Raw genomic sequence first — 23,463 nt, forward strand, 5'->3', positions numbered from 1 at the left:
ATTATGACCGCTACGCTCCCGCCCCTGCGCTACGAAAATTACCGGGTCTCCGAAGACCAAATGCTCGCGCTGTTCACCGGCCTGCTGCGGCCGCGCCTCATCGAGGAAAAAATGCTGAAGCAACTGCGGCAGGGCATCATCTCCAAGTGGTTTTCGGGCATTGGCCAGGAGGCCATCAGCGTGGGTTGCACCGCCGCGCTCGCGCCCGATGAGTACATCTTCACGATGCACCGCAACCTGGGGGTTTTCACGGAGCGGAACGTGCCGCTGGACCGGCTTTTTGCCCAGTGGCAGGGCAAGCCCGGGGGCTATACCCTGGGCCGCGACCGCAGTTTTCACTTCGGCAGCCAGGCCGATAAGATCGTGGGGATGATCTCCCACCTCGGCCCCCAGCTGGCCCTGGCCGCCGGCGTAGCCCTCCGCCACAAGCTACAAGGGGAAGCCAAGGTCAGCCTGGCCTTCACCGGCGACGGCGGAACGAGCGAAGGCGACTTTCACGAGGCCCTCAACATCGCCGCCGTCTGGAAGCTGCCCGTCATCTTCGTCATCGAAAACAACGGCTACGGACTCTCTACCCCGGTCAGCGAACAATACGCCTGCAAAGAACTGGCCGACCGCGGCATCGGCTACGGCATGAAGGCCCTTTCCATTGATGGTAACAACATCCTGGAAGTGTACCAGACGGTCAGCGAGTTGGCCGAAGAAATGCGCGCCAACCCCGCCCCCGTCTTGCTGGAATGCCGGACCTTCCGCGTGCGGGGCCACGAGGAAGCCAGCGGCGTGAAATACGTCCCGACGGCCGAAATTGAAGCCTGGACCCAGCGCGACCCCGTCAATAACTTCGCCGACTACCTAAAGGAAAAAGGCTTACTGACGGAAGAGCGTCGCAAGGCCCTCGAAAAATCCATTAAGGCCGAAATTGAAGCAGCCCTCAAAGCTGCCGCAGCGTTGCCACCTACCGTAGGGGATCCCGCCCGGGAGCTGGGTGACGTCTTTGCTCCCTTACCTTCCCCTGCACCTGCGTTCAGCGCCCAAAATACCGGCCCCAGCACAGAAGGGCGCTTCATCGACGCGATCACCGACGGGCTCCGCGAGGGCATGCGGCAGTACCCCGACCTGGTACTGATGGGGCAGGATATTGCCGACTACGGTGGTGTTTTCAAGATTACCGACGGCTTCGTGGCCGAGTTCGGTGCCGACCGCGTCCGCAATACGCCCCTGTGTGAGAGCGGTGTCATCGGGGTGGGCCTGGGCCTCTCCATTGCCGGCGGCAAAGCCATGGTGGAAATGCAGTTTGGCGATTTCGTTAGTTGCGGCTTCAACCAGATCGTGAACAACCTGGCCAAACTCCACTACCGCTGGGCGGAAAAAGCCGACGTAACGATCCGCCTCCCCGTAGGCGGCGGCGTGGGCGCGGGGCCTTTCCACAGCCAGACGATGGAGGCCTGGTTTACCTCAGTGCCGGGCCTGAAAGTGGTCTACCCCAGCAATCCGGCGGATGCCAAGGGCCTGCTGATGGCGGCCCTGGCCGACCCCAATCCCGTGCTCTACTTTGAGCACAAGGGCCTCTACCGCTCACTCTCTGGGCCCATCCCCAGCGGCGATTACCGGGTGGAAATTGGCAAAGCCAGCGTTGTGCGGTCCGGCACGGCACTGAGCATCATTACCTACGGCATGGGCGTCCGTTGGGCGGAAAAAGCCGTGGAAAAGCTGGGCGTTGACGCCGAGATCCTCGACCTCCGCAGTCTGGCTCCGCTGGATTATGCGGCCATCGCGGCCACCGTCCGGCACACCCACCGCGCCCTGATTTTGCACGAGGCCAACCTGACGGGCGGCTTCGGTGGCGAACTGGCCGCCTGGATCGGCGAACACTGCTTTGAAGCCCTCGATGCGCCCGTCCGCCGCCTGGCTTCCCTGGATACCCCCGTGCCCTTTGCCGCTGCGCTGGAAGCCGATTACCTGCCGGAAAACCGCCTGGGCGCGGCCATCGAAGACTTGCTGGCGTACTAAACAGTTCTGTAGCGCATAAACCATGGTCCTATGGCCCGGTAGTTGGTCTACTGAACTACTGAACTACGAACTACTAAACTGCGCCAACTTACCTTTGCGCGAAATAGCAACTGATATGAAACTGAGCGAAATCCTCGCCATCACCGGACTGCCCGGCCTGTACAAAGTCGTCAACGAGCGCAAAGGCGGGCTCATCGTAGAAAGCCTGGCCGACGGCAAGCGTCGTTTCGCGCCGCAGCGCAAACACCAGTTTGCCCCGCTGGAAAGCATGGCCATGTACACCGACGACGGCGAAGCCGAACCCCTCAACAAGCTCTTCACCCGGATGAACGAGCAAGCCGAAGACAACCCAGCACCCGCCGTGAGTGCCCCTAAAGACGTCCTTTTTGAATACGTTGCCGACGTACTGCCAAACTACGATAAGGAGCGCGTCCACCCCAGCGACATTAAGCGTCTGCTGAAGTGGTACCACTTCATGAAGGAGAACGATCTTTTCGGGGGCGACGAGGAGGAGTAAGCCCGTCTTCTTGGTTCGGAACATTTTACCTATGCCATCAGGGCGCGGGCGCAGGTGCCAAAGTAGCGGACCGAAGAGCAAGGGAAGTCTCCCGGCAACATTTTTCTCCCCTAGCAAAAGTATTTCCCGGTTTCGCGCGTCTTCCCGGCATGTATCCACCCGATGATGCGACGGACTGGGACGAAGCCTACGCGGCCTACGCCCCGGAACTGGAAAAATTTGCCCGCACCCGCGTTGGCGACCCCGACGTCGCCGACCTGTTGCAGGACCTTTGGGCCAGCTTCGCTACCGCCGCCCGGGCCACACCAATCCTGGAACCCCGGGCCTGGCTTTACCGGGTTTTGCGCAATCGCATTACCGATCATTACCGCGCCCAGCGCCGTCGGCCAGCCTTCTTAGACCTGGTTGGGGATTACACCGCTGCGCGCTCCTGGCAACCGGAAGATGACGACGACCTGGTGTGGGCAGAAATCCTCCGTGCCCTCGGCGAACTGCCGGCGGAACAGCGTGACGTTTTCGTGCGCCACGAAATCGATGGGGTAACCCTGCGGGAAATTGCCGAAGACCTCGGGCTGCCGCTGAAAACCATCATTTCCCGCAAAGGCTACGCCCGCCGGCGGCTCCAACACCTGCTGCGGGAGGTCTACGAAGATTATTTTTCGGGAGATTAAAGTAATTGCCTCCCCGCACCGTCTTCTACCGTAAACCAAATCATCCCATCCTATGCACCATCGCATGCACTCTTCCGAAGGTGGCCGGGGCCGCGGGCACCGTCGCCCCCACTACGGTCCCCGCCGGCCCAAGCACAACGTCCCCGTCAACATCCTCTACACCGATACGGGCTTTGAAGCCCACGTCTTCTGCGTCGGCTTTGCGAAGGAAAACATCCGCATCAACCTCACCAACGACCTGATTTACATCAGCGGCACGCGCAAGCCCGAAGAGGAATACCCCGACTTCCTGCTCCAGGAATACCCCGTAAAATCTTTCGAGCGCTGGTTTGAATTGAGCGAAAAAGTAGACCAAGCCGGCATCACCGCCGCCTTCCGCGATGGCATCCTGGTCATCACCGCGCCCTGGCTACCCACCGCCCAGCCCCCCGAGCGGGAAGTGAAGGTGGAGTAGGCTAAGCAGGCGATTCCCGCGTAGTTCCCTCAGCAGGCCGCGCCAACTTTCGGGCTTTCCCCCCTAAAGTTGGCGCGGCCTGTTTATTTGGGGAATTTTTTGTCTGAATTCCCTATTTTCGTTGCACGCCACTAGTTGCGCAGGGGTACGCCGGGCCCTGTCCGCAGGGTAGCCCCTCTCCTCTTTCTGCTGTTCACCCGCTCAATCCTCTCCCCATCGAATTGCGTACCCGCACCGCTACCCGCGCCGACCTGCCGGTCCTCCGGGAATTTGAACAGGGCATCATCGCCGCCGAACGTCCGTTCGACCCGACCCTGCGGCCCGACCCCATCAGCTACTACGACCTGGGCGAGCTGATCGATTCTGACCGGGCCGAAGTGGTCGTGGTCTTAGACGGAGACCTCATCGTTGGCTCGGGTTATGCGAAGTACAAAGGCTCCGATCCTTACGTAGCGCCCGCCGAGCACGCTTTCCTGGGGTTCATGTTCGTACGGCCGGAATACCGGGGTTGCGGGGTCAACCAGTTGGTGGTAGCGGCGCTCACCGAATGGGCCCGGCAGCGGGGCTTCAGCGAGCTGCGCTTGCGGGTGTACGCAGACAATACCGGGGCCATCCGCGCCTACGAAAAAGCGGGCTTTCAGGAGCACCTGATCGAGATGCGGCGAGAATTAACATTGGAATAGGCGCGCAGGCTTTAACATTGCGGTTGTTAAGACAGCTATCCACCGACCATTGACGAAAAACCATGGCCAAGCATTACTTCGCGGACAGGACCTTCTCCAAAGTAAGTAAGCTGGAGCCTGGCGAGTATGACAATTGCCAGTTCGACAATTGCCTGCTGCCCAAAGCCAAGCTTTCGGAGTACACTTTCACCGACTGCAACTTCACCGACTGCGACCTCAGCAACGTCAAGCTCAAAGAAACGGCCCTCAAAAAGGTAACTTTTAAGGGGTGCAAACTCCTCGGCGTCTGCTTCGATGATTGCAAGGAATTTCTCTTTGAAGTCCGCTTCAAAAACTGCTCGCTGGAGTTGGCTTCCTTCCGCGACCTCAAGATGAAGGGCACCCCGTTCAAGAAGTGTCACCTCATCGAAACCGATTTCCGGGGCGCCAACCTTCAGGACGCCGTCTTCAGCCAGTGCGACCTCAACCGCGCCGTTTTTGAGCGCACCGACCTGCGGAAAAGCGATTTCCGTACTTCCTTCAACATCCGTATTTCTCCCGAAGACAATCGCCTGCGGGGGGCCCGCTTCAGCCCGGACAGCCTTCCCGGCCTGCTCGAAGAATACGGCATTATTGTGGAGTAGGCGGGCCGGGGGTCGTTGCCTTTACTTGGCAGGGCCTAGGGTAAAGAAACTGCTGTTTCGGCGACCTAGTCCAGAAACTCTAGCGGCTGATAAACTCTCCTTTAACGTCAAAAGAACGGTGCTTGGGTCACCCCTCTCCCATGGACCACGAAGTAGCCGCGTAGCGAAAGGGGAAGAGGGCAATCGGGGGCCGGGAATTACTCCTCCTTTATGGGTGCCTAGAAGCTCAAGCTACCTCCGCAGCAACCAAACCCTCCGCGTCTGCTTCGCCAAGCTTCATCGGTACCAGGTGATTGATCCAGCTGTCTTCGGCGGCGAAGCGCACCTTGACGTAATTGTCGGTAAAGCCGTGTAAGACGCCCTCCTCTTTCGATTTTTCCAGCAGTACCGGGCGCACCTCCCCCGCGTGCTTTGCGTAGTGGGCCCGCCGTTTTTTCTCGCTCAGGATCATGAGCATCTTGTTGCGCCGCTTGCGTTCGGCCAGGGGGACGGCACCGTCCATCTCCGCCGCCGGCGTATTGGCCCGCTCGGAATAGGTGAAAACGTGGAGGTAACTCACGTCCAGCTCCTGGATGAAGCGGTACGTTTCCAGAAAGTCGGCCTCGGTCTCGCCGGGAAAACCGACGATGACGTCGACGCCGATGCAGGCGTGGGGCAGCGCCCGGCGGATGTGGGCCACGCGGTCGGCGTAGAGCTCGCGGCGGTAGCGACGGCGCATCTGGGCCAGTTGCTTGTTGTTGCCCGACTGCAGGGGCAGGTGAAAATGGGGCGCAAAACGCTGGCTGTTGGCCACGAAGTCAATCACTTCGTCGGTACACAGATTAGGCTCGATGCTGGAAATCCGAAAACGGGTGATGCCCTCCACTTGGTCGAGGGCCCGGGCCAGGTCGACAAACAGGGCCTCCTTGCGGGGTCTTTCGCCTTCGATGACGGAAGTTCCGTTGCCAAAATCGCCGATGTTGACACCGGTTAAAACGATCTCCTTCACCCCGCGGGCGGCAATGGCCTCGGCGTCGGCCACGATCTGTGCTACGGTGCTGCTGCGACTCTGCCCGCGCGCCAGGGGAATGGTGCAGAAAGTGCACTTGTAGTCGCAGCCGTCTTGCACCTTCAGGAAAGAGCGGGTGCGGTCACCAAAACTGAAGCTGGAAACGAAGGAATCGGCTTCTTTTACTTCGCCGGCCCTGACCATCCCTTTGCCGCTGCCCATCCCGATGCCATCGATGTAATCGAGGATGCGGAACTTTTCGGCGGCCCCCAGGACGAGGTCAACGCCCTCAATGTTGGCGATCTCCTCGGGTTTCAACTGGGCATAGCAGCCTACCACAACAATCTTTGCACCTGCGTTCGCGCCCAAGGCCCGCCGTACGATGTTGCGGCACTTGCGGTCCGCAAAATCCGTCACCGAGCAAGTGTTGATCACCACCACGTCGGCCCCTGCGCCAAAGTCCACCTCCTGGTAGCCCGCCTGCGTAAACTGCCGGCCAATGGCGCTCGTCTCGCTGTAGTTCAGCTTGCAGCCAAGGGTGTAAAAAGCCACGGTTCCGAGGGTAGACATGGGGCAGCGGGGGTCAATTTGGCCGGGCCATGCCCGGTTGTTGTTGTTTTGCGCGGACGCGGGTGCAAAGATCGGGATATTGAGCAGGGTAAGCAAGCGCCGCAATGGTTGGTCCGTTTTTCTCCCGGCCCGTGGCGCACTACCTTTGCCCCCGTTATGTACAAGAACAAGAAAGTCGTCGTCGTCATGCCCGCCTACAACGCGGCGCTGACGCTGGAAAAGACCTACGCCGAAGTTCCCCGCGATCTGGTCGACGAAGTCATCCTCTGCGACGACGCCAGCAAAGACAATACCTCCGCCCTGGCCAGGCAGTTGGGCGTAGACCACGTCATCATCCACCCCGCCAACCGGGGCTACGGCGGCAACCAGAAGTCGCTTTACAACAAAGCCCTCGAGATCGGTGCCGACATCGTCATCATGGTCCACCCCGATTACCAGTACACCCCACTGCTGATTCCGGCCATGTGCAACATCATCGGCGAAGGACTTTACCCCGTAGTGTTGGGCAGCCGCATCCTGGGCAAGGGAGCACTTAAGGGCGGGATGCCGCTCTACAAATACGTGGCCAACCGCTTCCTGACCGCCATACAGAACCTGCTGGTCAACTACAAACTCAGCGAATACCACACGGGCTACCGCGCCTTCAGCCGCGAAGTGCTCGAAAGGATCGACTTCAACGCCAATGACGACGACTTCGTCTTCGACAACGAGATGCTTTCGCAGATCATCTACCACGGTTTTGACATTGCCGAGGTGACCTGCCCCACCAAATACTTCGAAGAAGCGAGCTCCATCAATTTTACCCGCAGCGCCAAGTATGGCCTGGGCGTGCTGCGGGTTTCCGTCCTGCACCGCCTCAACAAATGGGGACTGGCCAACAGTCGGATTTACCGCTGAGGCCACAAAGCTGTTGGCTTTTGTCAGCAGCCCAAAAGACGAGATGTCTTACACCTCGAGCGTGTACACCTCCATGATGTTCTTCAGGATGGCCCCCATATCGAGGTTGAGGTCGATGATTTTACCCGATTCCAGATCGAGTACCCAGCCGTGGATGGTGAGGCCGCCCTTGCGGTAAGCCTTCTGCACTTCGGCGGTCTTGGCCACGTTGACGCACTGTTCCTGGACGTTGAGTTCTACCAGCCGTTTGTAGCGGGCCTCTTCGTCTTCGATGGCCCTGAGGGTGGGAAGGTGGGTGCGGTAAACGTCGCGGATTTCCCGGAGGTATGGATTGAGAATGCCGAGGTCGGTAGCGCCCATGGCGGCCTTGACCCCGCCACAACCGTAGTGGCCGCATACCACGATGTGCTGCACGCCGAGGTGCACCACGGCGTAGTTGATCACACTGGCTGAGCTCAGGTCGGTGTTAATGACCATGTTGGCGATGTTGCGGTGGACGAAAACATCGCCTGGCTGGAGGCCCATCATTTCTTCGGCCGTCACCCGGCTATCGGAGCAGCCGATGTAGAGGATGGTGGGTGCCTGGCCCTTAGCCAGGTTCTCGAAATAACTGGGGTCCACGTCCAGCTTGCTAGCTACCCAATCCTGGTTGTTGCGGAAGATCTGACTGATGTCCATACGTTAAACGGTTTGTCCCAAAGAACGGGGAAAAGAGTGAAGTATTCCAACTTTTTCCAATAGTTTTACTTTTGGCTCCGCCGGGTAGGCGGGTGGGCCAGGGTCAGATCGAGGCAATCGGGCCATTCACGCTGCTTACAATGCAGCCTCGGTCACTTTGCTTTGTTCGCCGGTGCCCATCACTTTGAGCGAGTACGCTCCACTTTTCACTTCTTCACTGCCGATGATGAGCACCTTCGGCACGCCGCGCTGGTCGGCGTACTTCATCATTTTCTGGAGCTTGGCGGCGCTGGGGTAGAGGTCGGCGTGGATGCCCCGGGCGCGCAGGCGGGAGACGAGGCCGAAGCCATGCTGAAGGGCGTCCTCATCGAGGCAAAGCAAGAGGTACTGGAGGTCCTCGGCGGCGTCCGCCGGGAAAGCACCGAGTTCTTCGAGCACATCGTAAATCCGCTCCGCCCCGAAGCTGATGCCCACGCCGGGCATGTCCTTCATCCCGAAGATGGACGTCAGGTCGGCGTAGCGCCCGCCCCCGGCAATGGAGCCCATGCGGACGTTTTCCTGCCCCGGTGCATCCGTATCCACGGCCACCTCCCAAATGGCGCCGGTGTAGTAGTTGAGGCCCCGGGCCAGCGTGACGTCGAAGACCACTCGGTTCTTCGGAGATTGCGCAGCCACCAACCCAAAGACTTCCCGCAGTTCCTTCACGCCTTGCCCGCCGATTGCGCTACCCGCCAGGAGGGGTGCCACTGCTTCCAGATCCGAAGCGTCAAGAAACTGCTTAATGATTTGGATGGCGTGCGGCGCAGCGCCCCGGCCCGTCAGTTCCTCCGCTACCTTGTCCCAACCAATTTTGTCGAGCTTATCGATCGCGATGGTCATGTCCATCATGTTGTCGGCCAGGCCCGCGATTTCGGCCAGGCCCGCCAGGATTTTCCGGTTGTTGAGGCGGATGATGACCCTGAGGCCCAGCTCATGAAAAACCCCGTCGAAGAGCTGCGTCAATTCGGCTTCGTAGAGCAGGCTGTCGGAGCCCACCACGTCGGCGTCGCACTGGTAAAACTCCTGGTAGCGGCCCTTCTGGGGGCGATCCGCCCGCCAAACGGGCATAATGGCGTAGCGTTTGAAGGGGAAGGCCAGGTCGTTCTGGTGCATTACCACGTAGCGGGCGAAAGGCACAGTCAGGTCATAGCGCAGGCCGCGTTTGCTGATTTGGCCGACGAGCTTGTTGCTGTCGCGGTTGGCCAGGTCGTTTTCGTCGGCTTTGCTGAGAAAGTCGCCGTTGTTGAGGACTTTAAACAGGAGTTTATCGCCCTCTTCCCCGTACTTACCCGTCAGCGTTTGCAGGTCTTCCATCACTGGCGTCTCGATGGGCTGGTAGCCGAAGCGGCGAAAATGCTTGCGGATGATGGCAAAGATGTACTCCCGCCGCCGTACTTCGGCGGGCAGAAAATCACGGGTTCCTTTGGGGATGGAAGGCTTCATCGCGCAAAGATACCCGCAAGCGCTAAAAAGTCGGCACCAAGCCACTCCGTCCCCCAACAAGGTCGGACGTCCTACTACCCAAATCGGTTTCTCCCGGCCTGTGCTACAGCATGGCTGCGCCGTACACCCCGGCGGAGTCGCCCAGCTTCGGCCGCAGGAAAAGCGTATCCATGCGCGGGTTGAAGAGGTGATCGACCACCTGGGGAACGCCCTCCGTGTAGAGTTCAGCGATGTTGCCCAGCCCGCCGCCCAAGACGACCACATCGGGGTCCAGGACATTGATGATGGTGCTGATGCCCTTGGCAAAGAAGTGGAACCAGCGTTGGAGCGTGGCCGTCGCTGCCGGGTCGTTGCCCTGCCGGTAGCGCGGTACGATCTCGCGCATGGTCCGGTAGGTGCCGCTCAGGTTGGCGTAGTACCGTTCCAGGGCGGGGCCGGAGAGGATCTGCTCACAGCAACCCACGCGCCCGCAGTAGCAGTAGCCTCCGGAATGATCCAGAAAGATGTGCCCCCATTCGCCGCCGATGCCCTGGGCGCCGCCAATGATGCGGCCATCCACCACGATGCCGCCGCCGGTGCCCGTCCCCAGGATCACCCCAAAAACTACCCGCGCCTTGGGAGCTTCCGCAGGTACGCAGCCCAAGAGGGTTTCAGCGATGGCAAAGCAATTGGCGTCGTTGGCCAAAGTTACGGGTACGCCGAGCGCGGCTTCGAGGTCTTTGCCAAGGGGCTGGCCGTTTAACACGACCGTGTTGGAGTTTTTCAGGAGGCCCGTGGGCGGGTCGATCGTCCCGGGCGTACCGATGCCGATGTGCTCGGGCGTCAGGCCCGTTTTTTCCCGGAACTGCTGCACCAGCAGGGCAATGCGGCTGACGATGTGGGCATAACCACCTTCGCGCTCGGTATCGATGCGGTCGCGGTACACCTCCCGGAGGTCATCATCCAGGATAACGCCTTCAATTTTTGTGCCCCCCAGGTCGATGCCCCATTTCATAGTCCTTGCCTTTGTTATTTGGCCAAAGGTAGCGCCCGGCGGTCAGCCCCACCAGGAAATTGCGGCCATTAGGGCGCGGCCGCAGGTGCGAGGCAAGTTGAAGGAGCAGGGCCGGTGAGCCCCACCAGCCACGTGGACCAAGCATTGGGCAGGCCTACTTTACCGCTTTGCTGGCCAGGTAAGCCCGTAAGTCCTCCACCTGCTGGTCACTCATCCGTTCGGCGGTGTAGTGGGGCATGTAGGCCAGTTTGCCGGGGATGGGGCTGGTGCCGTAGCGGACGACCTGGTAGGTGGAGTAGCGGGTGTAACGCGGGAAGTGCTTGGTGAGGTAGTTGTAGTGGAAGTCGCTTTCGGCCAACTCAAAAAAACTGTAGCGCCGTTGGCCGTGGCAGTGAAGGCAGGAGCGCTGGAAGAGGGCTTCGCCGTGGGCCAGGTCGGGGGCTTCGGCAACGGGGTAGCCCACGTTCCGGTCCGTGGGCGGCAACACGAAAGTGGCCGGACTGGCCGTGAGGATGCTGGCTTCCAACTCCCGCACCAGGCTTTCGTTCTCCGCGCTTTTGCGGCTGATGGCCCCGTTGATTTGCTCCAGGCTGGGTGCGGTCTCGGGCAGGTCTTTTACCCGCAGCCCGATGGTGTGCAGGTAGGCGACGACGGACTCCATGGCCACCTCATCCAGGGCTTGCCCCTGGGCACATTCCGTGGCGCAGAGCTGGATGGCCCCGCGCAAATCCCGCCGGGCGTTTTTAACCAGGTCGCCGTACTTCTTTTCGTAGTCGCCGTTGTAGTAGGATTTGCGGTTGACGGCGCCCCAGAGCGTCGTGCCGGGCAGAAAAGGCAGGTTGTTGGCCGAAGCGTACGCCAGCCGGGCGGCAGGGTCGGGGAGGTGCAGGATGGGGTCTTCGCGGACGACGTTGTGGCAGCTCGTACACTTGAAGTGGGCGCTCTGCTGACCGCCATTGACGTTGATGCCTTCGAGCACCAGGCGGCGGCCCAGCTCCGCCGAGGCTCCGGCGACGGGGCGCACCATCACGTCGGCCCGCTCTGGCGTCCCGAGGGCGCGCAAGACCTCGTAGAGCGGCGTATCGGCGTCGACAACCGGGAGGGTCGTTGGGCGGGCGCTCCAGGCAATGAAAAGGAGGAACAAGGGGGCGAGAAGGTACTTCATGGCTACTTTATCCGTTCCCGGCACCTGCGGCAGCGCCGGAAAAATTGAAACAATCGAACTGAAAAACGGCAAACCTAGAGGTTGAACCAGCGGCTGATGGTGAAGCCGATGCGGAATTCTCCCTCCCCCCAGCTGCTGGTGGTGTAGGGGATGTAGTCGGTTTCAAAAATCCCCGTAGCGTTCGTGAAGTTGAGTTGAAAAACGTGGCCGCCCGTATCCCACTCAAAGCCTACACCGAGGGGCAGGCTGTAGCCGTTTTCGCTGGTAACGGTGTTGCTGAAGGGCATTGTAACGTCGCCCACCAAGGCAAATACTTTCGACACCTGGAAGCGGGCCGCGCCGCCGAGGCTGAAGATCGTGTTTTCCCCTTCAAAAGGCACCAGATTGCGGTGGGTCACGCCGGGGATGAGTTGCAAACTGAGCGAGGGGCCGAACTTGCGGGCCACTACCAGGCTGCCGTTAAAAGCCATGCGGTGGGCAAATTTCGGGAAGCTGCGGATCAGGTTGTCGTTGCCCTCGATTTTGGTGCTCGTGCTGAGGCTGGTAGTGCCCACCACTGCAATGGAAATGGGCGTACCACCTTCCTCCTGGTAGAGGGCGCGGTACTTAAATACACCGTTGAGGAGCTGCCGCAGGCTGGCCTGGCCCAGGGGGGTGGCTCCCGCACCCTTAGCCCGGTAAATGCCCGCGCTGAAACGGTCACTGAAGCCGTATTCCGCCCCGATGGCCACGTCCTCGGCCGTCTCCAGCCCGTAGAACGTGGGCCAGCCGCCGTTATCGCCGAACATGTCTCCGAAGCGGTGGCTGATGCGGACGTCCAACTTCCCCTTTGGCAAGGTTTCCACGCTGTGCACGTTGACGGCACGGGTGTCTTTGAAGGTCCGGTAAATGCGTTCCCGCTGGGCAAAGAGGCCGAGGGAACAGCAAAGCAGCAGCAGGATAAGGGTAGTCTTTTTCATACGAAGGGACAGAAGTTTAGCGGCCTGAAGTTAGCGCCCGGTGGAGGGAAGGGAGCAGGCCAGGTGGGCGGTTGGAAATTACTCGTTGGGAAAGCCCGCTTCCAGCCAGCAACTGATGATGAGCAACTCGGCCTCGGTCAGGTTTCGCGGCCGGTCGGCGGGGGAGTAATCGGGCGGCATGCCCAGGTTGGGGTCTTCCCGCAGGGTAATCACCCGTTCCCGGAAACTGCCGTCCTGCAAGTCGTTGAGCAAACCTTCGTAGCTGTTGTAAATGCCCGGCGCCCCGCCCAGGTGGCAGCCACTGTAGGCGCAGGTATTTTCGATGATGACCTCTACGTCTGCTGCGTAAGTGGGCACCTCTCCCTCGCAGTTGGCCGCAGTGGGTTCGGGCAAAGCATCGCGGGTACAGGCGGCAAAAACCAGCACCAGCGTGGGGAAAAAAAAGCGGAGGAAAAGTGACATGCAGAATTTTTTTGCACGAGGAGAGGGCAACTAAACAGCGCCTTCATTTGTAGCTAAGTGCGGCCAACGGCGGGGCAAATTTCGCAATTCCCCCGCGAACATTGGCACGCTGTTTTGGCCTTCTCCTCGACAACCTTGTAAAAAAAATAAATATGTATCCGGTCGAACTGACAATCCCCATGGCCAAAGACCTCACGGCCTACGGTTTTACCAGCCTCACCAACGCGCAGGAGGTGAACGCGGCCCTCAGCAAAACCGAGGGCACGGCTTTGCTCGTCGTTAACTCCGTTTGCGGTTGTGCCGCAGCCAACGCCCGCCCCGGTGCCAAGATGGCCACCCGCCACGAGAAGAAGCCCGACCACCTCTACACCGTCTTCGCCGGAGTAGACCAGGAAGCTACCCAAACAGCCCGCGAGCACCTGCTGCCCTACCCTCCCAGCAGCCCCTCCATCGCCCTGTTCAAGGATGGAAAACTGGTGCATTTCCTCGAACGCCACCACATCGAAGGCCGCTCCGCCGAAATCATTGCAGAGAACCTGAAAATGGCCTTTGATCGTTACTGTTAAGTGCAGTGCAGTCCTTGCGAGCAAAAAGCGCCGCCTTCCCATGTGAGGAAGGCGGCGCTTTTTCTTTAAGCATTTCCCGCAGCGTTTGCGGGAGACTTAGAGCTTGTCTAAATTTTTACTTCCTGATAACCAAGCACTTACGAACCTGGCGTCACAAAAAATGGCTTACGTAGTTCACTATGCGCGCAATTTTTTGTCTAGCCAGAACCGTAAGTCATTGATTATCAGTTCTTAAAAATTTTAGACAAGCTCTTAGCAGCTACGGGTTTTTCCCACGTTGGGTTTTGCGCGCGGCTTAATCGTTTTTGCCGCCTTTGAGTTCGCGCTGCCAGGCTTTCAGCTCCTCCATTTTTCCGTCGGTGGCCAGACCTGCCTGCACGGGCCAGGTCTTGGGATCGTGGGACTTGTAATTGGGGCCCGCAGCGTCGAGAATGTTGCGGAGGGTCTCTGCCGAAGTTTCGGCCAGAACGGTGAGGCTCGTGATGCCCGCCTGCCGAAGGACCGACTCAATCTTCGGGCCGATGCCCTCGACGATGCGGAGTTCACCTTCCGCAGCGTCCTCCTCTTCCGGGGAGGCGTCGTGGGGCTCAGCATCGTGATCGGGGGAGTTTAGCAGTTGCCGGGCCTGCCCGACCCAGTCGTCGCGCTCAATGATGCCGGGCAGGTAACCGATGAGTTCGGTGTAGGTGACGATATCGGCCTCCTTCCAGTTGGCGATTTGCTCGTAGCTGTAGATGTCGGCCTCGTTGAGTTTGCGTTGGAGGAAAGGGCCAATGTTCCGGATCCGCGTCAGGTCATCGTGGTGGTCGCTGCGCTGGGGAGAGAGGATGGGAACCTGGATGGAGGGGGTGGCCTGGACGATCACCTCCGTACCGCCCTGGCTGCCGAGCCGGACGCCCGCCTGGGCCGTGTCGGCGCGGATGATGAGGGGTTCCGCAGCAGGCGCTCCGTAGGGTGCACCGGGCTGTTGGACGACGTAGCCGCCAGCGTCCAAGCCCCGGGAAGTAACGCTGTTGCCGCCCGCCGTCAGTTCGGCAATCCGCTCTTCGAGGAGACGGAAGCGGTATTCGGACTGGGCGATGTAGGCATTGAGGGATTCATTGCTGGCGGCAACGCCTCCCTTGTCTCCGGGACCGTCACCAGCTGCCGCGCCCGCATCCACAGTTACTACCTGCGCAGCGCCCGCCGCCAGCAGCTGCTCATTCTGGGTCTTCAGCCCGATCACCTGATCGTTGAGCGACTCAATGGTGGCGGCGTAACTTTGGTTGGTGGCCCGCAGTTCTTCCGCTGCTTGTTGCGCATCGGTCAGCTGCTGACTCCGTAGGGCCAGTTCCTGGGTCAGGGCCTGGGTGCGGTCCAGGGCGGCGACTTTTTCGTGGCTCACCACTTCGAGTTCCTTGGCCAAAGCCTTCTGCTTGGCGTCGGCCGAGCGGTAGTGGGCTTCGTATTCATCTCGATCTTTACGCAACAGCAGCAATTCCTTTTTGTACCGCCGGGTTTTGCTGCCCTGCACAATCCACCCCACTACCACGCCGAAGGTGAACACCAGCAGGGCAAGGAGGGCGAGGATGATCTTCTCCTCGTTGGTGAGTTCCGCGAAAAAGAGGGCAATCAGGTCGAAAATATCGTTCATGCCGGGAAAATAGGCATTTGTTGTTGCTTGGCACCAAAGTTACCGCAAAATCCCCCCGCTCTTTCTTCCGGTGGGGTTAAAGCCCGCTGGTCATGAGCAGGTCGATGTCGGTACAACGCATTTCGAAGCGCTTGCCGAGGTAGGGGTTGGTCAGGCAGCCGCGGAAGGTGTAGACCCCGTGGCGGAGCCCGGCTTTGCCCAGGATGAAGTGCTCGAAACTGCGGGCACCGTCGGCCTTTAGGAGGATTGGGACGAGGACGTTGCTGACCGCAATGCTGGCCGTGCGCCCCACCCGGCTGGCCAGGTTGGGGACGCAGTAGTGGATGACGCCGTGTTTGCGGAAGGTGGGATTTTCGAGCGTAGTGAGCTCGCTGGTAGCGAAGCAGCCCCCCTGGTCGATGCTCACGTCAATGATCACGGAACCGGGGCGCATGGCGCGAACCATGTCTTCGGAGACCACCACGGGTGCCCGCCCCTGCTCAGCGTGAATGGCACCGATGGCCACTTCGGCCGTGAGGAGTTCCCGGCGGAGGTAGTGGGGGTTGATGGCGCTGGTGTAGAGCTGGCGGCCTACGCTGTTTTGCAGGCGCATCAACTTGCTGATGTTGTCGTCAAAAATCCGCACTTCAGCACCCATGCCCAGGGCGGCACGGGTGGCGTACTCCGCCACTACGCCGCCGCCGAGGATGACGACTTTGGCACTGGGCACCCCGGAAACGCCGCCGAGCAAAACGCCGGGACCGTTTTGGGTGGTGGAGAGCAGTTCGGCCGCCGTCTGGATGGCCGAGATGCCCGCCATTTCACTCATGATGCGGACGATGGGGAAGATGCCGTCGTCGTCACGCAGGTACTCCATGGCCAGGGCGATGATGCGACGGTTTTTCAGGCGGAAAAGGTACTCGGCCGTGATCGTGGGCAATTGGAGCGGAGAGATCAGCACCGTGCCGGGCTGCATCATATCGATCTCCTCGAGGGTAGGCGGCGCGGCCTTGAGGATGATGCGGGCTTTTTCGTACACTTCCTTGGCGGAGTAGGCGATTTCGCCGCCTTCTTCGCTGTAGTCGTGGTCGGTGAAGTTGCTCTGCTTGCCGGCGCCCGTTTCCAGCAGGACGCGGTGGCCCCGGCTGGTGAGGTTGCCGACGCCGCTGGGCACCAACGCTACGCGCTTTTCCTGGAGGGTAATCTCCCGGGGAATACCAATGAAGAGGCTTTCTTGCTTGTGCTCAACGGCCAGGGTATCGGTTTGGGTTTGGCCGTAGCCAGACGTAAGTTCCTCGGGAAGGGATACCTTTTGCTTATCCTTACTGCTCATGAATGCGATAGGTGGCCGGTGGAAAGGGTCAGTATTCTCGCATGCCCGCCCGGGTGGTGCGCGAGGTGTAGGTGAACAACATCCGGCGGTAAAAGAGGTTCTATTACGGCGGGCCATTCCACGAATACGGCTACACTTTCGCCGTTGAAAACGTCTTCCAGGCCCGCGTCCAGAGCCTCGTGAATACTCTCCAGGCGGTAGCAATCCAGGTGGTACACCGGTCCGGCGGGCGTAGCGTAGGAATTAACGATGCTGAAGGTTGGGCTCGTGGCGGCCTCATCAACCCCTAGTTGCCGGCACATTGCGGCCACCAGCGTAGTTTTGCCCGCGCCAAGGTCTCCACTGAGGGCAAAAACGCGGCCGGTACCCACGGTGTGGAGTACCTGGCGGGCTACCGCCGGCACTTCCGCCAAAGCAAAGAGCATCGTCTCCATCGGGCAAAGATAGCGCACTGCCGGGTGACGAACAGACCCGCTTTGCCCACGAATACTTACCTTTTCAGTTCCTTCCCGGATTATCTCGCTACCTACCTACCCCATGTCACTCTTCCCCACTGCCTCCCTCCTCACCCTCTTGCTGGTGCTGACCGCCTGCGGTGGCCCCCGCCCCGCCGCTCCGCCGACGACCGACGGGCCAGAACTGCCCTACAAGAAACTCGTCCAAAGCGGCGAAGCCGAAGAGCGCAGCGGCAACTTCCTCTCCGCTGCCCATTACTTCCGGCGGGCCTACGCCCAGCGGCCCCGCGATCAGGCCATCCTGTACCGTGCCGCCGAGCGTTACGTTCAGGTTCGCGACTACCGCAATGCCGCCGATGCTTTGCACCTGCTGGAACCCGACGAAGACCGCTGGCCACTACTCGGCCTCCAGCTGGGCCGCGCCCTCAAACAAGACGGCCGCTACGAAGAAGCACGCCGCGAACTGGCCCTTTTCCTAGAAACCTACAATGGCGGCGACCGCCCCATCGTAGCCGAGATCGTCCGCAACGAACTCGCCGGCATCACCCTGGCCCGGCAGCGCACGGGCGAGGAAACCCTGATCGACATCGACCGCCCGGGGCGGGGCATCAACACGAGCGCCGACGAATTCGGGGCGGTCGCCGTAGCCGGAGACCAGCTCTTTTTCACCAGCACGGCGGGCGGCCAAAGCCGCCTGTACCAGAGCCGCCTCCAGGCCAAAGAATGGACCAAAGCCACCGTCCCGCCCGGCTTCCCCGTCATCGCCGAAGGCACCTTTGGCACGGGAAGCCTCAGCCCCGACGGCCGCATCTTTTTCTTCACCATCTGCAGCGGCCAAACCGGGGAGGAAAAAACCAACCGCTGCGAAATCTTCCGCGGCGAACGCAGTACGAGCGGCAACTGGAGCCAACCCGAACCCCTCGACACCCGCATCAACCTGCCAGGCAGCAACAACGCTTACCCCTGCGTAGTGACGGCCCCCGACGGCAGCCTCGCGCTCTACTTCGCCAGCGACCGGCCCGGCGGACGGGGCGGCATGGACCTCTACCTGGCCGAATCCACCGACCCGGCCAATCCCTCCGCCTTTTCGGACCCCGCCAACCTGGGCACCAGCATCAACACCCTGAGCAACGAAATCACCCCCGCCTACGACGCCGAAAGCGGAGCGCTTTACTTCGCCAGCAACGGTCACCCCGGCTACGGCGGGCTCGACATTTTCCGCTCCCACGGCACCTTCGGCAACTTCCAGTCTCCCGTCAATCTGGGGGAACCCGTCAACTCTGCGGCCGACGACTACGGCCTGTCCCTCGTTGCGGGTGGCGGAACGGGTTACCTGACGAGCAACCGTGCCTTCCCGCCCGCTAAGCCCGGAACCACCGAAACCGACATTTTTACCCTCAATTTCCGCGCCGGTCGCGCCCGCCTTAAGGCCACCGTTTACGACAATACCACGGGCGGCGAACTCCCCGGCGTGGAGGTGGAGCTGCTCGAAATTGGCCCCACGGGCAGCCTGAGCAGCATCGCAAAACGCACCTTTCCCACTGGGGTGTACACTTTTGATTTGCAGCCCGGGGCGCGCTACCGCGTCCTCATCCGCCGGGAGGGCTACCAGGGGGCCGAGTACCAGGTCAGTACCAGTTCGCAGGGTTCTTCGCTCTACGGGCAGCCCGTTTTTTTGCGGCGGCAAGCCCTGCCCAATCCGGAGCCCGGCAGTACTGGGGCGCAGTCGCAGGTGCTGGGTCCGGGATTGGGAAACAGTCCGTCTGCCCCCAGCCCCGGCCTGCCACCCACTACGCCGCCCGCATCCCCCGCGCCCAACGTTACGCCCCCTGCACCTGCGTCCAGCGCCCCCGCCACTGCCCCCCCCGCTCCGGTTGTTTACCGCATCCAGATCAGTGCCGAGGGCAGTTTTGACCCCGCTGCCGGAAAGTACGAAGCGGTGCGCGCCATCGGCGACCTCGCCTCCGAGCCCATCCCCGGCCAACGCCTGCTCCGCATTACGGTGGGCTATTTCACCGACCCGGCTGCCGCTAAAAATGCCCTGGCCCAGGTCCACGCCCGCGGCTTCCCTACGGCCTTCGTCGTCCGTTACGACGCCGGCGTGCGCTACGGCCGGGTGCGCCTGTGATCAACTAAGCCCCGGGCCGGGTGGTTACTAGGAGAAAAAAATCAAGATCATGGCTGACGCTAAACAGACCTCCTTCCGCGAACTCATCAGCGGCGAAACTCCCGTGCTGATCGATTTCTTCGCCACCTGGTGTGGGCCCTGCCACGCCTACAGCCCCATCCTGGCCCAGCTCAAAGAGGAGGAAGGGGACGCCCTGCGTTTGATCAAGATCGACGTTGATCGCAACCAGGCCATTGTGGAAAAACTGGGGGTGACGGCCATGCCCACCACCATCATTTTTCAGCACGGAGAGATTAAGTTCCGGGCCGCTGGCGTTCAAAGCATCGGCGTGCTGAAGGCGGCATTGGCCAAGCTGCGGGAGTAGTAGCGGAGCGGTTGGTTCCGGTGGGCTATTTTTAACCCGCGCCCGGGAAAAACCACCAATCGCGCGCGATTGCCTACATTGCAGCCAACGATATGCAATCTTCCTTAAGTCCATACACCATTCTGGGCATCATCGCGGCGTATTTCGCGGTGTTGATCACCATCTCCTTCGTCACCAGCCGTAAGGACAACGACAATGCCTCTTTCTTTCTGGCGGGCCGCAAATCGCCCTGGCCATTGGTGGCCATCGGGATGATCGGGGCCAGCCTCTCGGGCGTTACCTTCATCAGTGTGCCAGGGGCCGTGGGAGCCGGAGGGGCCAACCAGGCCCTGAGTTATATGCAGGTGGTATTCGGCTATCTGCTGGGCTACCTGTTCATCGCCACCGTTTTGTTGCCGCTGTACTACCGCCTGGGGCTCACCAGCATCTACGAATACCTGCGCGACCGCATCGGGTGGCACGGGTACAAGATCGGGGCTTTTTACTTCTTGCTCTCGCGCACCGTCGGCGCTTCCTTCCGCCTCTTCCTGGTGGCCATGGTGCTGGACGGTTTCGTGACACAGCCGCTGGGGATTCCTTTCGGCGTCACCGTAGCCATCACCATTCTGCTGATTTGGCTCTACACTTTCCGGGGGGGCATCCGGACCATCGTCTACACGGATACCTTCCAAACGGTGTGTCTTTTGCTGGCGGCGGGCCTTACGATCTACTTCATCGGCGAGGCCCTGGAAACCAATCTGGGAGGAATGGTATCGCTGATTTACAACAGCGACTACAGCCAACTCTTCTTCTTCGAAGGCGGCTGGTCAGACCCCAACAACTTCTTTAAACAGTTCCTGAGCGGAGCCTTGATCACCATCGTGATGACGGGCCTGGACCAGGACATGATGCAGAAGAACCTGAGCATGCCCAACTTCCGGGACGCCCAGAAAAATATGGCCACCTTCAGCATCGTGCTGGTCTTTGCCAATCTGCTGTTTCTGGCGCTGGGCGCGCTGCTCTACATCTACGCTACCCGGGTTGGACTGGAAATCCCCCCCAGCTCCGATCAGCTGTACCCCAGCATTGCGCTGCGTTCTTTGCCGCCCATCGCGGGGGTAGTCTTCATCCTGGGCCTGGTGGCGGCGGCGTACTCCAGCGCGGATAGTGCGCTGACGGCGCTGACCACGTCGTTTTGCGTAGACTTCCTCGGCATGCGCGAAGCCGACGGAGACAGCGAGGCCGACAAAACCCTTCAGGTGGCCACGATGACGCGGCAGCGGCTGTTCGTCCACGTCGGCTTTTCGGGATTGCTTTTTCTGGTCATCATGGCCTTCAGCCTCATCGGGGATGCGGCGGTGATCAACAGTCTTTTCAAGGCTGCGGGCTATACCTACGGGCCGCTGCTGGGCTTGTTTGCCTTTGGCTTGTTTACGAACCTGCGGGTGCGGGAGGTAGTGTATCTGGGCCGGATAAAGGTGCCCGCGCTGGTACTCATCTGTCTGCTTGCGCCCGTCATTTCCATGGCGGTAGATGCTTACTCGGCGGAGTTGCTGGGCGGGTTCCAGTTTGGTTTCCTGATCCTGGCCTTCAATGGCTTGCTGACCTTCCTGGGGCTGGTGGCGCTAAGCGATTTCAGCGAGGTGGACGTGCCTGCTCCGCCCCAGTAGGTGTGCAATAGGGGGCGCGGCCGCAGGTGCAAAAAAAGGATGAGGAGAAGGGAAGACGGGAGCTGCGTCCTTCGCCTCTCGCCCAACGTTCCCTGCACCTGCGCCCGCGCCCCAAACGATCAACACGAAAAAAGCCTGCGCGGAGCATCGTCCACGCAGGCTTTTTCCTTTCCGGAACCTACGCATCAGGCCAGGAAACCGTAGATCACCGCCAGGATGAGAAGGATGACGATGGCGGCGATGTTGAAGCCCATGCGGGTACGGAACAGCGATGGCTCAAGGTCGATGGCCTTGTAGTCGTCTTCCTGCTTATCGGTATAGATGAGGCCGAGCACGACGACGGAAAGGCCGGCGAAGAGGTACACCGTCCAGGCGGGCACCCCGGGCACGGGCTGGAGCAGCAAGCGAATGGCGGTAGCGACCCCCGTAACGATGACGGCCATGGCCAGGCCATTGCGCAGCTTGAAATCCGATACCAGTTTGCCTACCGGAACACTGCTGCTGGCGTAGGATGGCAGGTCTTGAGGCGCCACCTGGGCGCGACTCTTTTTGGACGTGACCGCCGAGAGCAGAATCATCAGGGCCGAAGAGATCAGGAAGATCAGGGCCATCCGATCGAGGAAGGGCAGATCGGGGATCAGCACCTTGAAGGCCAGGGAGAGGGGGACGGAGAGCAAAACCACGGCCAAAGCAGCCTTGGCCGTACCCCGGCGGTAGAACATGCCGAAGATGAATACCGTAAGTACCCCCGGGCTGATGAACCCGGTGTACTCCTGGATGACCTGAAACACCTGACCGGCGCCCGCCAGCAGGGGAGCCATTGCGGCACCAACCAAAAGAGAGACCGTAGCCGCAATCTGCCCTACCGCCACCTGCCGCCGCTCACTGCCGCCGGGGTTGATGAACTTATTGTAGATGTCGATGGTGAAGATCGTCGAAGCACTATTGACCATCGAGCTGATGGAAGAACCAATGGCCGCCACCAGGGCCGCAAAAGTGAGCCCTTTGAAGCCCGGACCAACGTAGTTGCCCAGGATCCAGGGGAAGGCTTGGTCGGCTTTGGCAATGTCGACGGTGACGCCTTTTTTGGTCATCAGGTAATAAGCCGCGATGCCGGGCAGTACGGCAAAGAAGGGGATGAACAGCTTCATGAAGGCCGCAAAAGCAATGCCCTTCTGGGCCTCGGGCAGGCTTTTGGCCGCCAGCGCGCGCTGGATGATGTACTGGTTATTGCCCCAGTAGTAGGTATTGACGATCCACATCCCGCCGAACAGCAGTGCGAAACCGGGCAGGAGGTTGAAGCTCGACTTGGTCTCTCCCGTAGCCGTATCCGTATAGGAATCAGCGGGGTCGAAGAGCATTTCAAAATGCCCGGGCACTTCGGCAACGAGGGTGCTGATGCCCGTAAAGACGTTGCCTTCGCCAACTACACTGAGAATGCCCCAGGCCGCAACGGTACCCCCGAGCATGAGGACAACCACCTGGACGACGTCGGTCCACACCACCGCCTTGAGTCCGCCGAAAATCGAGAAACACGCCGAGTAAAGTACCAGCCCGACGATGCCAATCCACATTTCGACCCCCAGCAGTTGCTCAATGGCCAGCGCACCCAGGTAGAGCACGGTGGAGATGTTGACGAAGACGAAAAGGATGATCCAGAACACCGACATGATGGTCCGCACCGTACCGTCGTAGCGTTCCTCCAGGAACTGCGGCATGGTGTAGATCTCCTTTTTGATGAAGACGGGGAGCAGAAACTTGGCTACGATGATGAGGGTGATGGCCGCCATCAACTCGTAGGTGGCAATGGCCAGGCCAAGCTCGAAACCCGAGCCGTTCATGCCGATGATTTGCTCGGCGGAAATGTTGGAAGCGATGAGGGAGCCACCGACGGCCCACCAGGGGAGGCTGCGGCTGGCCAGGAAGTAGTCGCTGGCCGTAGCCGTTTTCTCCCGGTTGGCAATCCAGACGCCAAAGAGAATGACGCCTACGATGTAAACACCGAAAATGATTTGATCGATCCCTTGTAATTGCATGATGCTGAAGTATAGACGAGTGGAGTGAGTGGATGCAGCCCGCCGGGAGGAACCCCCTCCAACACCGGACCAATCAAGGGGTAAGATAAGCGATGTTGCTAAAAGTGCTTCGTTTTAGCAACAAACAAAGCAAAGTATCCGCCCCCGGCGCTCACGTTCCACTTTTG

22 protein-coding genes are annotated in these 23,463 nt (G+C 60.4%); 11 read left to right on the plus strand and 11 right to left on the minus strand.

Annotated features, from left to right (window positions below; genetic code table 11):
* Positions 1-3: 3 nt before the first annotated feature.
* From H9S92_RS16515 to H9S92_RS16540, 6 genes are all read left to right on the plus strand, one after another.
* The gene (locus H9S92_RS16515; protein WP_187467794.1) at positions 4-2,010 is read left to right on the plus strand and encodes an alpha-ketoacid dehydrogenase subunit alpha/beta; all 2,007 of its coding nucleotides are present in this window, start codon (positions 4-6) and stop codon (positions 2,008-2,010) included.
* 115 nt (positions 2,011-2,125) lie between these two features.
* Entirely contained in the window at positions 2,126-2,527 is a 402-nt protein-coding gene (locus tag H9S92_RS16520) for a DUF5606 family protein (RefSeq protein WP_187467795.1), read from the plus strand.
* Positions 2,528-2,676: 149 nt separating this feature from the next.
* The gene (locus H9S92_RS16525; RefSeq protein ID WP_187467796.1) at positions 2,677-3,198 is read left to right on the plus strand and encodes an RNA polymerase sigma factor; all 522 of its coding nucleotides are present in this window, start codon (positions 2,677-2,679) and stop codon (positions 3,196-3,198) included.
* A 52-nt stretch (positions 3,199-3,250) separates the two neighbouring features.
* A complete protein-coding gene (locus tag H9S92_RS16530) occupies positions 3,251-3,652 on the plus strand; it encodes an Hsp20/alpha crystallin family protein (RefSeq protein ID WP_187467797.1) in 402 nt (133 codons plus the stop codon).
* A gap of 221 nt (positions 3,653-3,873) precedes the next feature.
* Entirely contained in the window at positions 3,874-4,335 is a 462-nt protein-coding gene (locus H9S92_RS16535; RefSeq protein WP_187467798.1) for a GNAT family N-acetyltransferase, read from the plus strand.
* A 62-nt stretch (positions 4,336-4,397) separates the two neighbouring features.
* Positions 4,398-4,958 carry a pentapeptide repeat-containing protein gene (locus H9S92_RS16540; RefSeq protein ID WP_187467799.1) on the plus strand — a complete coding sequence of 187 codons (561 nt, stop codon included), beginning with the start codon at positions 4,398-4,400 and terminating at the stop codon, positions 4,956-4,958.
* 226 nt (positions 4,959-5,184) lie between these two features.
* Here the strand turns inward: H9S92_RS16540 and mtaB are convergent, their stop codons facing one another.
* Positions 5,185-6,516, minus strand: coding sequence for a tRNA (N(6)-L-threonylcarbamoyladenosine(37)-C(2))-methylthiotransferase MtaB (gene mtaB / locus H9S92_RS16545; RefSeq protein WP_187467941.1), 1,332 nt, complete (start codon positions 6,514-6,516; stop codon positions 5,185-5,187).
* Positions 6,517-6,672: 156 nt separating this feature from the next.
* Here mtaB and H9S92_RS16550 point away from each other — a divergent pair, with 156 nt between their 5' ends.
* Positions 6,673-7,413, plus strand: a complete 741-nt coding sequence (locus tag H9S92_RS16550) for a glycosyltransferase family 2 protein (RefSeq protein WP_187467800.1) — start codon at positions 6,673-6,675, stop codon at positions 7,411-7,413.
* Positions 7,414-7,461: 48 nt separating this feature from the next.
* Here H9S92_RS16550 and H9S92_RS16555 read toward each other — a convergent pair whose 3' ends face one another.
* The 6 genes from H9S92_RS16555 to H9S92_RS16580 all read right to left on the minus strand — a co-directional run bounded on the left by H9S92_RS16555 (position 7,462) and on the right by H9S92_RS16580 (position 13,153).
* Complete coding sequence (locus H9S92_RS16555; RefSeq protein ID WP_187467801.1) at positions 7,462-8,091, minus strand: carbonic anhydrase; 630 nt, start codon at positions 8,089-8,091, stop codon at positions 7,462-7,464.
* Between the two features lie 135 nt (positions 8,092-8,226).
* Positions 8,227-9,573: a histidine--tRNA ligase gene (hisS, locus tag H9S92_RS16560; protein ID WP_187467802.1), complete on the minus strand. Its 1,347-nt coding sequence runs from the start codon at positions 9,571-9,573 to the stop codon at positions 8,227-8,229.
* A 103-nt stretch (positions 9,574-9,676) separates the two neighbouring features.
* Positions 9,677-10,567 (minus strand): ROK family protein, encoded by an 891-nt coding sequence (locus tag H9S92_RS16565; protein ID WP_187467803.1) that lies wholly within the window; start codon positions 10,565-10,567, stop codon positions 9,677-9,679.
* Positions 10,568-10,721: 154 nt separating this feature from the next.
* Positions 10,722-11,732 carry a c-type cytochrome gene (locus tag H9S92_RS16570; RefSeq protein WP_187467804.1) on the minus strand — a complete coding sequence of 337 codons (1,011 nt, stop codon included), beginning with the start codon at positions 11,730-11,732 and terminating at the stop codon, positions 10,722-10,724.
* Between the two features lie 74 nt (positions 11,733-11,806).
* Positions 11,807-12,691, minus strand: a complete 885-nt coding sequence (locus H9S92_RS16575) for a DUF5777 family beta-barrel protein (protein ID WP_187467805.1) — start codon at positions 12,689-12,691, stop codon at positions 11,807-11,809.
* A gap of 78 nt (positions 12,692-12,769) precedes the next feature.
* On the minus strand, positions 12,770-13,153 hold the full coding sequence (locus tag H9S92_RS16580) for a hypothetical protein (protein WP_187467806.1): 384 nt from the start codon (positions 13,151-13,153) through the stop codon (positions 12,770-12,772).
* 152 nt (positions 13,154-13,305) lie between these two features.
* On the opposite strand from H9S92_RS16580, the gene H9S92_RS16585 reads away from it, so the two are divergent.
* Positions 13,306-13,719, plus strand: a complete 414-nt coding sequence (locus H9S92_RS16585) for a BrxA/BrxB family bacilliredoxin (protein ID WP_187467807.1) — start codon at positions 13,306-13,308, stop codon at positions 13,717-13,719.
* Positions 13,720-14,014: 295 nt separating this feature from the next.
* On the opposite strand, the gene H9S92_RS16590 is transcribed toward H9S92_RS16585, so the two are convergent.
* The 3 genes from H9S92_RS16590 to tsaE form a co-directional block, all read right to left on the minus strand.
* Positions 14,015-15,352, minus strand: a complete 1,338-nt coding sequence (locus H9S92_RS16590) for a hypothetical protein (protein ID WP_187467808.1) — start codon at positions 15,350-15,352, stop codon at positions 14,015-14,017.
* A gap of 76 nt (positions 15,353-15,428) precedes the next feature.
* The gene (locus tag H9S92_RS16595) at positions 15,429-16,664 is read right to left on the minus strand and encodes an alanine dehydrogenase (RefSeq protein ID WP_187467809.1); all 1,236 of its coding nucleotides are present in this window, start codon (positions 16,662-16,664) and stop codon (positions 15,429-15,431) included.
* Entirely contained in the window at positions 16,661-17,098 is a 438-nt protein-coding gene (tsaE, locus tag H9S92_RS16600) for a tRNA (adenosine(37)-N6)-threonylcarbamoyltransferase complex ATPase subunit type 1 TsaE (protein WP_187467810.1), read from the minus strand. The genes H9S92_RS16595 and tsaE overlap by 4 nt, the downstream gene beginning before the upstream one ends.
* Before the next feature lie 103 nt (positions 17,099-17,201).
* On the opposite strand from tsaE, the gene H9S92_RS16605 reads away from it, so the two are divergent.
* The 3 genes from H9S92_RS16605 (at position 17,202) to H9S92_RS16615 (ending at position 21,260) form a co-directional block, all read left to right on the plus strand.
* The gene (locus H9S92_RS16605; RefSeq protein WP_187467811.1) at positions 17,202-19,247 is read left to right on the plus strand and encodes an SPOR domain-containing protein; all 2,046 of its coding nucleotides are present in this window, start codon (positions 17,202-17,204) and stop codon (positions 19,245-19,247) included.
* 49 nt (positions 19,248-19,296) lie between these two features.
* Positions 19,297-19,611, plus strand: a complete 315-nt coding sequence (locus H9S92_RS16610) for a thioredoxin family protein (protein ID WP_187467812.1) — start codon at positions 19,297-19,299, stop codon at positions 19,609-19,611.
* Positions 19,612-19,703: 92 nt separating this feature from the next.
* Positions 19,704-21,260: a sodium:solute symporter gene (locus H9S92_RS16615; RefSeq protein ID WP_187467813.1), complete on the plus strand. Its 1,557-nt coding sequence runs from the start codon at positions 19,704-19,706 to the stop codon at positions 21,258-21,260.
* Positions 21,261-21,445: 185 nt separating this feature from the next.
* On the opposite strand, the gene H9S92_RS16620 is transcribed toward H9S92_RS16615, so the two are convergent.
* Complete coding sequence (locus H9S92_RS16620; RefSeq protein ID WP_187467814.1) at positions 21,446-23,296, minus strand: sodium:solute symporter family transporter; 1,851 nt, start codon at positions 23,294-23,296, stop codon at positions 21,446-21,448.
* Between the last annotated feature and the right edge of the window lie 167 nt (positions 23,297-23,463).

The sequence above is a fragment of the Neolewinella lacunae genome, assembly GCF_014349155.1.
Classification (GTDB): Bacteria; Bacteroidota; Bacteroidia; order Chitinophagales; family Saprospiraceae; genus Neolewinella; species Neolewinella lacunae.